The organism is Elusimicrobiota bacterium, assembly GCA_016788905.1.
In the GTDB taxonomy this organism is placed as follows: domain Bacteria; phylum Elusimicrobiota; class Elusimicrobia; order FEN-1173; family FEN-1173; genus JADKHR01.
This window is the reverse complement of record JAEURZ010000010.1, coordinates 40,940-54,097: the sequence shown is the minus strand read 5'-3', so window position 1 is coordinate 54,097 and position 13,158 is coordinate 40,940. Positions and strand designations below refer to the sequence as shown.

The following is a 13,158-nucleotide window of genomic DNA, read 5'->3' as shown; positions in this document are numbered from 1 at the left end:
TAAGACAATTTCAAAAATCCCCTCTCCCTCCCCCTCTCCCGCAGGCGGGAGAGGGAAATCCCTTATTTAAGAAATCCCTTGGTCCTTGGGGGCGTGCAATACTTATGGGGTTGGTTATTTGGGCACTTCCTCTTTCGGGTGGGGCGGACACGAGTTTTGGAGAGGCGGGGGATTATTTGCGGTATGGGGCGGGGGCGCGGTCCTTGGGGATGGGGGGGGCGTTTACGGCAGTGGCGGACGATGTGTCGGCCGATTATTGGAATCCGGCCGCCTTGGCCTATTTGGACGAATATCAATTTCAAACCATGTACGCCCCGTTCGGAATGGGGTCGAACCTCTATTACATGGGTTTTGGGGCGCCCATGGGAACCCGGTTGGGAACCTTGGGTCTTTCGGCTTTGTCGCTCCGTTCCGATGGATTTCAAAGGAGAGACGAACTTAATTTTAGGACCGGAGGAAATGGGGATGTTTCCCATAACGCGGTCTCCCTCTCCTACGGACGCTCCTTTATGGATCTCTGGTCTTTAGGCGCGCGGTTACGATTCCTTCAGCAAAATATTCTTTCTGATTCAGGGAGCGCCATGGGGGTAGACCTCTCCGCCTATTCCCGCCCGTGGAACGGGATCAGCGCGGGGGCGACCTTTAATAACCTGAACAAACCGTCGATCACTGTCGGAAACGACGCGGATGAATTCCGGGCTCACACGCGGCTGGGGTTGGCTTACCGGGCACCGCGGGACCTCTTTATCCTTTCCTTCGACGCGAACAAAACGGAACAACAAAGCGTCTATTTCGTGTCCGGTCTCGAATACAATCCTGTCCCCCTCTTGAGCCTTCGGACCGGGTGGGACCAAAATAAGGACGTGACCGTGGGGATGGGCGTCACTCTGCGAAACCTCCGTTTTGACTATGCTTTTGTCAATCAGGAAGCGTTGGGGGCGACGAACCAAGTGTCTCTCACGTTCCGTTGGGGCAACATTTATCGGGCGAAAATTACGCCCGTTGGCCTTGCGCCTAATTCGGATTCGATATATATAGAAGGGCTCCGAAACGAAGTCCGATTTGCGGTGGATGTGCCCAAGTTGAAGATTGCCCACTGGACATTGATGGTCAGTGATGAGGAGGGGAAAGTGGTGCGAAGTATGTCGGAACACTATCATCCCGGATCGGCCCTTTTGTGGGACATGACTGACGAAAACGGTCGGCCGGTGAAGCGTGGCCTCTACCGTTACCGATTTGCGATTGAATACAAATCAGGTAAGGTGTGGGAAGAGCGGGGCAAGTTCCGGCTGGACTATAAGACCAATATCGTTCCGGAGGTTGAGTTGCGCATGCGGGTTCCGGGCGGGCTGGAAGGCGCGGATCCCGCGCCCCAGTTTGCCCCTATCACACCCCCGGTGCCGACCCCGGAACCTGTTCCAACCTTGGACAGTGCCGGCACGGTAACGCCAAATTAAGGATCGAGGGACACCATGATGAAACGATGTCGAGTTCTTGGGCTGGCGGTGGCGCTTCTTCTTTCGGGAGTGGCACTCCCCCCTGTGAGTCGCGCGGGTTTTGTGAACCCGGACGCCGAACGATTGTTCGTTGTTTTGTCTGGAGCCTTCCAGTCAGGGAAATACGAATCCGCCATTGCGGAAAGCCGAAATTTTCTCCGCCAATTTCCCCGGCACCCCAAAGCCGCCGCCGCCCAATACATTAAGGCCGAGTCTTACTTCTTGCAGAAAAGGTGGCCGGAAGCCTCAGCGGAATTCAAAGAGTTTATTGATAACAATCGTGGCTCCGAAAACGCCAACCTGGTGATCTCCGCCCGGTTTCGCATGGGGGAATGCCTCTTTAACCTCAAAAAATACTTGGCGGCTTTGGACCATTTCGCCTGGGTCGGGAAATCCAAAAATGACGTGATGCGGGCGGAATCTTTGTTGGGATCGGCCTATTGTCATTTGGCCCGTCGCGAAAACGCGAAAGCTGAAAGTTTCTTCGTCAAACTATTGGAGTCACACACCGGTTACGCGAAACTTCCTCGGGTGATTGTTCCCCTAGCTCTCCTCTACATGGAGCGGGGGGAATATCAAAGCGCGATCACTTTGTTGGAACGGGAGCCCAGTGACGCGGCGTGTCTCTTTTATCGAGGGGTTTGCCAGCGGTTAATGAATCGGGTGATCGCTTCCGCCGTTCTGCTCAAAGAGGTTTTGGACAACGATGTGGATAAGGTGTGGACAGACAGAGCCCTCTACCAGATGGGGGAATCCTACTTCCAATCCAAAGAATATCCCTTGGCCTACGATTCGTTTCGCAAGATTTACAAGAATGAATTACAAAGTGTCCTTCGCCCTTTTGCCTTGTTCCGCATGGGATGTGTGGATTTTCAAAACGGCAACTTTGAGCAGGCGGCGTTGAATTGGACCCAACTGGTGAAAGAGTTTCCGCAAAATCTTTCGGGACCAGCGGGGCAATATTTGTTGGCGGAAATTTCGTTGCGGCAGGGAGAGTTGGCCAAAGCCATCCCTGGGTTTTCCGCTTTGGTGACCAACAACGATTACACCTTGGATGCCCAGTACAAAGTGATTTGGAGCCTGGCCGTCCAAGGGCAGTACGACGTGGCCATTACGAAGGCGGACCGGTTCCTTAAGGATTTTGAATGGGGAGAACTTCACGCGAAAGTGAGCCTCTTGAAGGGGCTTTGCCAAATGCGGATGGGGAAACCCGACGAAGCCATTCCCACTTTTCAATTCATTATTGATCGATACCCGAACACGGCTTATTTCGACAAGTCCCTCTATCTCATGGCGGTGACCCTGGCCCAAGACCGTCGTTACGCGGAAGTGGTTACCCATGTGTACACGTTCCTGAAGCGAGCCCCCGCGACCCCGAGCCCCTGGCAGGCGGAAACCTATTACTGGGTGGCGGAGGCCTACTACAACATTGAACAATTTGAATTGGCCAAGGAAACCTATGAGTTGATCACCAAAAACTACCGTGGTTCGCCCTTGGTCCCCGGTGCGATGTTGGGGATGGCCGCGAGTTTGTCCCGATTGGGAATGTACGATGAGGCGGCGGACATGCAGGCTCGCGCCCGGAATATGTCGTCGGAGTTGGGGTTGGCGGACGCCAAGAAAACGGGGATTCTGGATTCGGCCGACGTGTTCTTTAACAAGCGCGACTACGAACGCGCGTCCAGTTTTTACGAGGAGTTCATCACGAAATTTCCGGACGACACCCGGACCGAACGGGCCCTCTACCAGGCGGGCCTTTCCCTCTACCGCCAGGAATATTTCACCGATGCCATCACCAAATGGAACACGCTCCTGGCCCGGTTTAAAACCAGTCGATACGCGCCAGACGCTTTGTTTCAAACCGGCCGTACCTTTTTCGGATTGGGTCAATATCACCAAGCCTACCAATCCTTCCGCACGCTAACGGAACAACATCCTGAATCCCCGCTCTCGAAAGAGGCCATGCTTCAAATGGGCCAGTGTTTCTACAATTCCGGGGACATCCCCCGAGCCATTGATCAATACACCGCCTACATGAAGAGGTATCCGGAAGACGAAAAGTCGAACGAAGTTCAGGAACTCCTCCAAATGGCGTACTACAAACAGGGGAAAAAGGATGGGGACATGAAAGGCCTTGTGACCCAGTTCCCCAAAAGCAAATTCACGGCGGACATCTATTGGGAACTTGGGGCCGAGGCCTACAACCGCAAGGATTACGATCGCGCTTTGGATTACTTTGAGCGTTTGATCTTGGATTTCCCGGACTCGGCTCAAGCCATGCAGGCGTTCTATTACAAGGCCGATTCGAATTTCCTTAAGGGCAATTACACGGCGGCGGTGAACACGTTTAAGAATTTCATCGCCAACTATCCCCAGGACGCCCTCACCAAAGATTCACGCTTTAAGTTGGCCGTGAGCTATTTTAGTTTGAAAGATTATGGGCAAGCGGGAATTGCTTTTAACGATTACCAGGAAGCTCACCCGACGGATCTGAAATCCCGGGACGCCGCGCTCAATATCCCCGTCTGTTATACAAAAGCCAACCGACCCTATCAGGCGATAGACGCCTACGGCGCGTTTTTGAAGCGATATCCGAACGATGAAAAAGCCAGTTACGTTCAAATGCAAATTGGTCAGCTTTACGAGACCGCTGAGGACTACATGAAAGCGGTAGAGAGTTATAAAAAGGTGCCGATGGATGAACAGGATATTTTTGAAGCGAACTTTAACATGGGCCGTTGTTACGAAAAACTAAAAGCGCCAACGGAACAGAAGAAAGCCTATGAAACCTTACGGCAATTGTCTCCCAAGAACAACACGTTCCGTTTGGCCGGGTTGGCTCTCTTGGGGGAAATATATGAGCGGGAAGGCGACGCTTCTCAAGCCATTGGAATTTATTCGGACATTGCCTCCTTCAGCGATAACGCGGAATGGCGGGCCATTGCCCAACAAAAAGTGAAGGAACTCAAGGGAGGAAAGTAAAATGATGCAGATGGGATTCAAAGAGTGGTTCATGATCAATCCCCCCATCATCAGCACCATTCTGGTGATGTCGGTGCTGCTCGTGGCCTTCACGCTGGAGCGGTTCTGGGTTTTCCGGAAAGAAGCCAAGTTTCCGAAAGACCTTTGGGAACGCATCCTGGGTTTGGTGCGGGAGAAGCGGGTCCGCGACGCGATCGCGTTGTGTGAAGTAAGCCCGGGTGTTTTCGCGCGGGTGTTTCGGTCCGGATTGGAAGGATCCTTGGTGTCCCGGTTGGACGCGGAAGACGGCATGGTGATCGATAAAGAAGAAGGCCAGGAAACGCTGAGAAAACGGGTGGGGTTATTCGGCACCATCAGTTTCATCTCTCCTTTGATCGGCCTTCTGGGCACCGTGTTGGGCGTGTTGCACGCTTTTCAAAGTTTGGCGCGTTCGGGCTCCGGCGGTCCTTCGGTGGTGGCGGCGGGTATTTCCGAAGCCTTGATCACCACGGTGGCGGGGTTGGTGGTGGCGGTTCCCGCGGCCATTATTTACAACTACTTCAACTTCCGGCTTCGCGCCACGTTGGTGGAGATGAACACCTATGGGCAGCGGCTGCTCCTGGCCATTTATGGCGAGAAGCGGTAAGAACTTTCATGGGCGGACGGTGTCGAACCTCATGAGTCCGGTTCGGAGGGGGAAGCCATGAGGCGTGGGTCCATTGAGAAAGGCGAAGGGGAAGACATTTCGGAAATTAACGTCGTCCCCTTGGCCGATATCTCTTTGGTCCTCCTGATTATTCTCATGCTGATCACGCCGATGGCGATGCAGTCGATGATTAACATCTCCGCCTCTCAGTCCGCGAAGGCGGTGAAGGTCAAAGACGCCTCCCCGGAAAAACCCCTGATCGTGGAAGTTCGTCCGGATGGATTCTGGTTAAACCAGAACAAAATGGAAACGGCGGTGGCCCTCCAAAACTTTTTGGCGGGAGAGCTGTCCCGAAAAAACGATCGCACCGTGATCATTACCGCGGCCAAAGGGGTGCGGCACGGGATGGTGGTGACCGCGTTGGACATGTCGAAACAAGCGGGCGCTGGAAAACTTTCGTTGGTGAAGCGGGCGACGAGATGAAAAAGGTTCGGGAACAGGGAAACGCCGTCTCGGGGATTAACATTACCCCGATCATTGATGTCACGCTCGTCTTGCTCATCATTATGTTGGTGGCCGCGCCGGTGTTGAATATCCCGAACATGACCGTGGAATTGCCAGAAGCCTACACATCCGAGACCAAAGATCAAAACGTTTCCGTTTCGATGGGGACAGACCTGCGGGTGGCCATCGACGATAAAATAGTTCTGATCGAAGATCTGCCCCGGTTGTTGTCAAAAGTCCTCAAGAAAAAACCAAATTCGGTAGTGATCATTCGAGCGGACAAAGATGTGGATTACGAGAGCGTGGAGAACTTGATCCAAACCATTAAAATGAAGACACACGCGAAGAAAATTGCCGTGGCCACACAACAGAAGCAGGTTGTGGCAGGGAAAAAGTAATGCTGGCGGTCAACGAACATATTTTTGGGAGTTTTCGGGAAACCCTGTGTGTGACTCTGGCTTTGGCGATCCATGTGCCGCTCTATTTTTGGCAAGCTCGACCCATCGTGGGGTCCCTGGCCGATCCCATCGCGGAAATCGATTTCTCCGTTGAAGAGGTGGTGCCTGAGAAGCCGGCCCCACTTCCTCCTGTGGAAGAGAAAAAAGAAGATAACACCTTTTTTAAACGCGTGAAAGAAGCCGTGGGGTTGAGCACGCCCAAACCCATGCCCAAACTGATCGTTTCTGAAAAGCCCAAGGCGGAATTGGTGGGCGCCTCGACACCCAACCAAATCCAATCGCTTACGCGGGCGGCCGAGGCCATTCAAAAGGATTCAAAATTGGTGAACAAAGAACGAAGTTTGGCCAGTTCTTTTGATGTGGGAAAAATTGAGACCAAAAGTGCCGGGGGCCTGGCCGGGGTGGGACTGGGCGCGGGAGAAAAAGTGGGGGGTGGGGGAACGATTAAAGATAAGTCTTCGGGGTTCAAGATCGCCCGGGGTGATTTGCCCTTTGCGGTTCAAAAGGGCGGTGCGGGGCTGACCTCATCTGACGGAGACGCCCCTCAAATTGCTTTGGCCAATCGAACAGACAAGAGAGTCAAAACGGTCTCTACCGCATTTTTTGGAACAGGGGGGGGAACCGGGGGCGGCGATGGGGCGGGCGCTGGGGGTGGGGGAAATTTAAAAGATAAAGAAGGCGGACGAGGCCTGGTGGGGGTGTCGGGCGGGTTTTCTCCTATCGGGGCCCCCGGGACGTCGTCGTCGGGGGGCGGGTTGGTGGGAACACCAGGAGGAGGGAATCGTGGGACCGCGGGGGCATCCTCTTCCAGGGTTCCCTACGAAATTTCCGGGCCTTTGTCGGGCCGGCGGATCCTTTATCAGGTGATGCCCGTCTTCCCGGAATGGGCCCGGGAAAAGGGTATTTTTGCCACGGTCATTTTGGACTTTTTTGTGCGTCAGACCGGGGAAGTTAACACCAATAAAACGGTTGTGTCCCGGTCCTGTGGTTATTCAAAAATCGACATCTTGGCCCAAGAAGCGCTCAACCAATGGCGCTTTGAAGCGTTGGATTTGTCCATGAAGGGCAAAGAACAATACGGTCAAATTACGTTCAGGTTTAAGGCTTTGTAATGGTTCCTTTGAGGAGGTTGGAATGAGACAACGTGCGCTGGCAATCATCATTTTGTTTTTGGGAGTGGGGCTGTCATGGTCCGATTCGACGCCCAGTTTAAAAAAATCCCCGCCACCTCCCCCGTCGCCGAAGGAGGCTCCAGCTCAAAAGAGTTCCAAGCCCGTTTCGGCACCGCGCAAAAATGATGTGCCGCCACCTCCCCCCCCTTCTTCCGGAAGTGAAAACCTGGGGTCCATGGAAGTCACCGGCCAAGCCAAGGACAAGGTGGCCATCGAAAAAGTGACCCCGGAAATTAAAGTGGATATTAAAGAACTGGTGGATTCCGTAACAGACAAAACAGAGAAACTCTTGGAGCAAAGCCGACCGATCCCCTCTGAGGAGGATTTTCGTCGGTTCGATCGAATCGATTCCCAGCAGACGGCTCGACCGTGGTTGCCCGATCTGGTGGAGCCCCCGCTCATTAGTTTTCAACCAGCTCCCGCCCAAACCACGGTCGTGGCCTGGCGGTTGGAAGTGGCCGATGACAAAGGCGACATTGTTCACACCCTTTCGGGCAAGGGAAACCCCGTTAAAGAAATCGTGTGGGACGGGTTTAATAAGGACGGGAAAATGATTCGGGTCTCCTCGGCGTATTCGTTTCGGTTTATCACCGTGGACGAGTTTAAAGACACGCACACCACGTTGGGGAAGGCCTTTATTTTACGCCACTTAAAATATAAGGATAAAAAAAATGTGGTGGTGGAAATTTCGTCCAGTTACCTCTTTAATGACGACAAAATAAACCCAGACGCTCTCCCCATTCTGGACCGAACGATGGATGTGTTGCGGGAATATTCCGGCTACCCGTTCGCCCTGGAATTTCAAACGTTGGAACCGGAAGGGGAGACCGTTAAACGTCGCCAAAAATTAGTGACCGAAAAAATCGCCGCCGATCTTTTACTTTCTCCGGACAGCATCAAATACACTTACTCTCCGATTAAAGATCGGAGCGATGTCCTGCGGTTTGTGATAAAGACCCGCTGACCGGGCCGGGCAAAGAGAGAAAGGTAAGACCGACGGCGGCGGTGAGAGCAAAACCGGCTCCCGTGTAAAAGGCCAAGGTGTTTCCGCCCCATTTCCAAAGGCCACCAAAAATTAAGGAAGCCAACAGGGCCCCGATCCCCGCCGTTAGGTGGTAGAGGCCAAAAACGGATCCGCGCAAGAAGTTCGGTGCTAAGTCCGCCACCAAGGCACGTTCCACTCCTTCTGTCATTCCAAAAAAAAGACCGTAAACCGCAAAAAGGGTCCAAACGTGGACGGGTGAATTCGCCGAAGCAAAGCCCACGTAGACCGCGGCATAGAGCACCCATCCTGCAACGAGGATGCCCCGACGACCGACCCGGTCGGAGAAGCGGCCACCCCCCAGGGAGGTGGCGCTTTTTACCATATGGAAAAAACTCCATAAGGTGAGGATTCCGGGGACAGCGATCCCCAGATCTTTGGCCTTAAGAATCAAAAACGCGTCGCTGGCGTTGCCCAGGCTGAAAACGAACAGGATGACCAAATATTTTTTGAACGTGCGGGGGACTTGGTCCCAAGCTTCTTTGGCGTGAAAGGGGGCGCGAGCGTGGGGAACAGGTTCGGTCCGTTTAATTCCAAAAAAGACCAGGAGGAGGCATAGGGTTCCAGGAATGGCCGAAAAGAGAAACAACGTGCGGAGCGGTTGGTCCCACAACACAAGGAACAGGGCGGCCAGCAAGGGACCCACCACGGCCCCCGCGTGGTCCATGGCGCGGTGGTAGCCAAAAGCGCGACCCCTCTGATCCGACGATACGGCGTCGGTCACCAGGGCGTCTCGGGGGGAGGTCCGAATTCCTTTCCCGATCCTGTCAACGAATCGGAGGAAGAGAATTTGGGGCCAGGCGGTGACAATGGCCATAAGAGGCCGGACCAGATTTGAAGCGCTGTATCCGCCGAGAATCCAAACTTTTCGGTTCCGGAAACGGTCGGACATGGCCCCGGAAAAAAGTTTGAAGAGGGAAGCGGTGGATTCGGCCACCCCTTCGATAAGTCCCAGAGCGGCGGGTCCGGCCCCTAAGGTTTGGGTGAGGAAGAGGGGGAGAAGCGGGTAGATCATGTCGCTGGCGGCGTCGTTCAAGAAGCTGACCCCGCCCAAAACCTTTACCGTTCGGGGAAGAGGGTGGTGTTTGGGTGTGGCCGAATTCATGAGGGATATCATTGAATCATTTTAAAGGAAATTCTATGATCGACGACAGGTTAGAAATGGACGGTAAATCTCAAAGTGAGGATCGCCTGATGAAAGTGATGCGACTGATTTTAGTGTTGGCTATTTTTGTCCCGGCAACGGGAATGGGGCGACTTCGGGCGGCGGACCTGACGCTTGACGATTTGGGGTTTAGTGCGGATCAACTGAAATCCGACCCGGCGACTCAGGCGACGTTGCATAAGCGGTCCAAAATGCTAAAAACCCACCAGATCCTGGGGTTGATCACAGCGGTGCCCATGACGGCAACACTCTTTACGGGGCCCGGGGATGACTCCACCAACGGGTCCAAGGCCGATAGGCATAAAAATCTCGGCATTGCGACGGGGGCCCTTTACTTTACCACCGCGAGCTTTTCCATCCTGGCGCCGGAAGTCGAAGAAAAGAAGGCCACGGGCGCTACCAAAATCCACAAGACTCTGGCCTGGGTTCATTTCCCGGCCATGCTCATCGCGCCCTTTCTGGGGTACCAAGCGTACAAGCAGCGGGATCGGGGGGAAGAAGTTCACGGCGCGGCCAAGCACCATTCCACCGTGGCCGGTGTCGCCTACGGTGCGTACATGGCTTCACTCCTTGTGATGGTTTGGGACTTCTAGGAGCCTTCCATGAAAAAAATTCTCTCTTGTCTTCTGGTGATGGGCACGGTTCTGACCGTTCGGGCGGAAAACTGGGGGTTGGAAACATCTTCCCTAACCTACCACGTGAAACACACACTCCATACGGTGGAGGGAACCAGCACGGTGGCCCGTGGGAAAGGGATTTGTCAGGAGGAGGGGTGTCGTTTCCTCGTGGCCGCTCCGGTGGCCAGTTTCCTTTCGGGTGATACGAATCGGGACCTGCACATGATGGAAACCACCCGGGGGGCTTCTTTTCCCATGGTGACGGTGTCGGTTGCATTGCCGAAGGTGCCGGACACCTCTCCTTTTTTAGCGGATTTGGTCATCGAATTTTCCGGACATAAAGCAACTTACGCGGCGGTTCCTTTCGCCGTTATCGACCGTTCGGGAGATCTCCTCCGGTTCACGGGGGTGGTCCCCTTAAATATTGACGATTTTAAAATTCCCGCCCCTTCCCTGTTGGGGATGGCCATCAAACGGGAGGTCCCCGTCCAGATCGAGATGTCCTGGCGCCGGGCCCCTGCCTCAAAGTAACAAATCTTTCCCGTGGCACCACCCGTTTCCGGATGCGGCCGGGGCGGTCCTCGTTTGAAAAGCGTATAATCGATTCATGAAGAACACACGTGACGATCAGGACCGGAGAAACCTTCTGGGCCCTGGTTTCATTCTTTCTGGCATTTTCCTTTTGGGTTTTTTCCTCCTTCGACTGGTTTTGGCTGTCTGGGTTCACGGGATGCTCGAAACCGGGTTCTTTGTCTGGGCTCGGACCCTATGGGTGGGCATTCGGTTGGATCTTCTGGCGGCGCTTTTGCTCTCTTTTCCAGTGGCTCTCGGCCTGGGTGTTCTGCCCGCGCGGTTGTGGCAGGGGCGGGTGGGGGTGTCTCTCCTTCGTGCGGCTTTCTTCCTGGGCCTCTTCCTTTTCCTCTTTATCGGAACCACGGAAGTCGCTTTTTTTGATGAATTTAACGCCCGCTTTAACTATATTGCCGTCGATTATTTGCTGTTTCCCACCGAAGTGGCCGGTAATATTTGGCAATCCTATCCCGTTCTCTGGATTTTGGTTGGGGTGGGGTTTTTGGCTGGTGTGATCTTCTTCTTCACCCATCGCTCTTTGGAGTGCGGGCTCCGTCAATCGGCGGGGTGGACGGCAAAGCTATTGATCCTTCACGGGGTCCTCTTGGTCATCCTCTGGTTGACCACACCCCTCTCCTCCCTGTCCGTCAGCCAGAACCGTGTTCAAAATGAAGTGGCGTCCAATGGCGTCCTTACCTTTTTTCAAGCTCTATTGACGAACGATTTGAATTACGACGCTTTCTACAAAACATTGGATAAGGGGGAAGCTCTTCGCCGGACAAAAAGGTTGTTGGCCGAATCGGAAGAAGGCCCTCCGTTGGAGGGGGCACCGAACCCCCTGGAGAGATCTCTTCACGAAGACGGAACGATTTCCCGACCCAACTTTGTGATCATTGTGGAGGAAAGTTTTGGGGCGAGTTTTACGGGGGTTTTGGGGGGGCGTTCGGATGGAATCACACCCTCTTTTGATCGGCTCTCAAAGGAAGGGCTCCTTTTTACCCGGTTTTACGCCACCGGGTCCCGGACCGTTCGGGGGTTGGAAGCCATTTTGTGCGGGTTTCCCCCGATTCCCGGGGTTTCTATTTTAAAGCGGTCCAAATCTGAAAATGTTTTTACTCTGGCCGACGTGGTCAAGGCGCGGGGCTATGAAACCCTTTTTGTCTATGGGGGCCGGGGAATATTTGACGGGATGGGGTCGTTCATGCGGGCCAACGGGTTTGATCGATTTATCGAACAAAAAGATTTTAAGGCACCCGTATTTACTACCGCCTGGGGCGTCTCGGACGAGGATATTTTTCAACGCGGTTTGGAAGAATTTGAACAATTCCATTCCCAGGGGAAGCCCTTTTTGTCGATGGTCTTGACCGTTTCAAATCATAAGCCCTACACCTATCCAGCGGGCCGAATTGATTTGGATCCCCTTAGGCGGAAACGTGAGCACGCTGTTAAATACGCGGATTGGGCTCTCGGCCAATTTTTTGACGCCGCTCAATCAAAAGGTTTTTTTAAGAACACGATTTTTGTGGTTATTGGCGACCATGGCGCCCGGGTCTACGGGGCGGACTTTATCCCCATTCACTCCTATGAGGTCCCTTTCCTGATTTATGCTCCGTTCCTTGTTAAGCCCGGGCGGGTGGACACGCTGGCTTCCTCCATGGATGTGGCTCCCACCCTGGTGGGGTTGACCGATTGGACGATCCAATCCGTGTTTTTTGGGAGAGATCTGTTTGACGTTCCTTCCGGGGAGGGGTACGCTCTTCTTCAGCATGATCGGGATGTGGGGTTCCTCCGGGGTGACCGTCTGGCGGTCTATCGACCGGACAAATCGGCCACGGTTTATCTCTACGATCGGCAGGAATTTCGGTTCCATTTGGCTGAACCCGATTCCGGGGATGATGATCTTGTTAACGATGGAGCCGCCCTGTATCAGACGGCCTATGAGTTGTACGATCAGCGACGTCTTCGGCTTAAAAACGGCCGAATGAACTAACCCGTTGTCTTCTTTCGTGGTCTAACCCTCTGAAGGGATCGGTTTCGTTTGACCAATTAGCGTTCGTCAAGTATAATCATCGACGGAAAAGAAACGAATGGAAATCCCCTCTCCCTCCCCCTCTCCCGCAAGCGAGAGAGGGAACCCCCTTGAACCCGGGGAAGGAGGAGGCCGGCCTCCTGCGACAAATTTTAAGAAGGCGGAAAGAACAAGAAAGACGGGGTGTAGCTCAGTTGGCTAGAGCGCCTGCTTTGGGGTGAAGAGTGCCCTTAGGCACTGTTCACGGGTGCGCTAGCACCCTGGCCTGAGTCTCGCCGCTAGGCGAGGGGAAGGAGGAGGCCGGCCTCCTGCGACAAATTTTAAGAAGGCGGAAAGAACAAGAAAGACGGGGTGTAGCTCAGTTGGCTAGAGCGCCTGCTTTGGGAGCAGGAGGCCGCTGGTTCAAGTCCAGTCACCCCGACCATTTGGTTGAAGTAAGAAGTCGGCCTCTCCCGTGAGGCACTTCCGCTAGCGCGGTCGGGCTCTCCCGCGAGCCAC

General features: G+C 54.0%; 11 protein-coding genes and 1 tRNA gene. 11 read left to right on the top strand and 1 reads right to left on the bottom strand.

Going from position 1 to position 13,158, the window contains the following annotated elements:
• The first annotated feature begins 104 nt into the window (after window positions 1-104).
• From JNK54_05845 to JNK54_05815, 7 genes are read left to right on the top strand one after another with little or no spacing between them, the layout of a single operon-like run.
• Window positions 105-1,457, top strand: a complete 1,353-nt coding sequence (locus tag JNK54_05845) for a PorV/PorQ family protein (GenBank protein MBL8023789.1) — start codon at window positions 105-107, stop codon at window positions 1,455-1,457.
• Between the two features lie 15 nt (window positions 1,458-1,472).
• Window positions 1,473-4,478 carry a tetratricopeptide repeat protein gene (locus JNK54_05840; GenBank protein MBL8023788.1) on the top strand — a complete coding sequence of 1,002 codons (3,006 nt, stop codon included), beginning with the start codon at window positions 1,473-1,475 and terminating at the stop codon, window positions 4,476-4,478.
• A gap of 1 nt (window position 4,479) precedes the next feature.
• Window positions 4,480-5,103 carry a MotA/TolQ/ExbB proton channel family protein gene (locus JNK54_05835; GenBank protein MBL8023787.1) on the top strand — a complete coding sequence of 208 codons (624 nt, stop codon included), beginning with the start codon at window positions 4,480-4,482 and terminating at the stop codon, window positions 5,101-5,103.
• Between the two features lie 57 nt (window positions 5,104-5,160).
• Window positions 5,161-5,586 carry a biopolymer transporter ExbD gene (locus JNK54_05830; GenBank protein ID MBL8023786.1) on the top strand — a complete coding sequence of 142 codons (426 nt, stop codon included), beginning with the start codon at window positions 5,161-5,163 and terminating at the stop codon, window positions 5,584-5,586.
• A complete protein-coding gene (locus JNK54_05825) occupies window positions 5,583-6,005 on the top strand; it encodes a biopolymer transporter ExbD (GenBank protein MBL8023785.1) in 423 nt (140 codons plus the stop codon). The genes JNK54_05830 and JNK54_05825 overlap by 4 nt, the downstream gene beginning before the upstream one ends.
• Window positions 6,005-7,177 carry a TonB family protein gene (locus JNK54_05820; GenBank protein ID MBL8023784.1) on the top strand — a complete coding sequence of 391 codons (1,173 nt, stop codon included), beginning with the start codon at window positions 6,005-6,007 and terminating at the stop codon, window positions 7,175-7,177. The genes JNK54_05825 and JNK54_05820 overlap by 1 nt, the downstream gene beginning before the upstream one ends.
• A gap of 22 nt (window positions 7,178-7,199) precedes the next feature.
• Window positions 7,200-8,201, top strand: a complete 1,002-nt coding sequence (locus JNK54_05815; protein ID MBL8023783.1) for a hypothetical protein — start codon at window positions 7,200-7,202, stop codon at window positions 8,199-8,201.
• Here JNK54_05815 and JNK54_05810 read toward each other — a convergent pair.
• A complete protein-coding gene (locus tag JNK54_05810; protein ID MBL8023782.1) occupies window positions 8,155-9,396 on the bottom strand; it encodes an MFS transporter in 1,242 nt (413 codons plus the stop codon). The two genes, JNK54_05815 and JNK54_05810, sit on opposite strands and share 47 nt — an antisense overlap.
• 23 nt (window positions 9,397-9,419) lie before the next feature.
• Between JNK54_05810 and JNK54_05805 the strand changes: the two genes are divergently transcribed.
• From JNK54_05805 to JNK54_05790, 4 genes are all read left to right on the top strand, one after another.
• Complete coding sequence (locus tag JNK54_05805; protein MBL8023781.1) at window positions 9,420-10,037, top strand: hypothetical protein; 618 nt, start codon at window positions 9,420-9,422, stop codon at window positions 10,035-10,037.
• Between the two features lie 9 nt (window positions 10,038-10,046).
• Complete coding sequence (locus JNK54_05800) at window positions 10,047-10,592, top strand: YceI family protein (GenBank protein MBL8023780.1); 546 nt, start codon at window positions 10,047-10,049, stop codon at window positions 10,590-10,592.
• A 76-nt stretch (window positions 10,593-10,668) separates the two neighbouring features.
• Window positions 10,669-12,621: an LTA synthase family protein gene (locus JNK54_05795; GenBank protein MBL8023779.1), complete on the top strand. Its 1,953-nt coding sequence runs from the start codon at window positions 10,669-10,671 to the stop codon at window positions 12,619-12,621.
• Window positions 12,622-13,007: 386 nt separating this feature from the next.
• Window positions 13,008-13,084, top strand: a tRNA-Pro gene (locus JNK54_05790).
• Window positions 13,085-13,158: the final 74 nt, after the last annotated feature.

What these genes read in the sequence shown, in the direction of transcription:
- JNK54_05845 (MBL8023789.1), top strand. Translation starts at nt 105, where the DNA reads ATGGGGTTGGTTATTTGGGCACTTCCTCTTTCGGGTGGGGCGGACACG.
- JNK54_05840 (MBL8023788.1), top strand. Translation starts at nt 1,473, where the DNA reads ATGATGAAACGATGTCGAGTTCTTGGGCTGGCGGTGGCGCTTCTTCTT.
- JNK54_05835 (MBL8023787.1), top strand. Translation starts at nt 4,480, where the DNA reads ATGATGCAGATGGGATTCAAAGAGTGGTTCATGATCAATCCCCCCATC.
- JNK54_05830 (MBL8023786.1), top strand. Translation starts at nt 5,161, where the DNA reads ATGAGGCGTGGGTCCATTGAGAAAGGCGAAGGGGAAGACATTTCGGAA.
- JNK54_05825 (MBL8023785.1), top strand. Translation starts at nt 5,583, where the DNA reads ATGAAAAAGGTTCGGGAACAGGGAAACGCCGTCTCGGGGATTAACATT.
- JNK54_05820 (MBL8023784.1), top strand. Translation starts at nt 6,005, where the DNA reads ATGCTGGCGGTCAACGAACATATTTTTGGGAGTTTTCGGGAAACCCTG.
- JNK54_05815 (MBL8023783.1), top strand. Translation starts at nt 7,200, where the DNA reads ATGAGACAACGTGCGCTGGCAATCATCATTTTGTTTTTGGGAGTGGGG.
- JNK54_05810 (MBL8023782.1), bottom strand. Translation starts at nt 9,396, where the DNA reads ATGATATCCCTCATGAATTCGGCCACACCCAAACACCACCCTCTTCCC.
- JNK54_05805 (MBL8023781.1), top strand. Translation starts at nt 9,420, where the DNA reads ATGATCGACGACAGGTTAGAAATGGACGGTAAATCTCAAAGTGAGGAT.
- JNK54_05800 (MBL8023780.1), top strand. Translation starts at nt 10,047, where the DNA reads ATGAAAAAAATTCTCTCTTGTCTTCTGGTGATGGGCACGGTTCTGACC.
- JNK54_05795 (MBL8023779.1), top strand. Translation starts at nt 10,669, where the DNA reads ATGAAGAACACACGTGACGATCAGGACCGGAGAAACCTTCTGGGCCCT.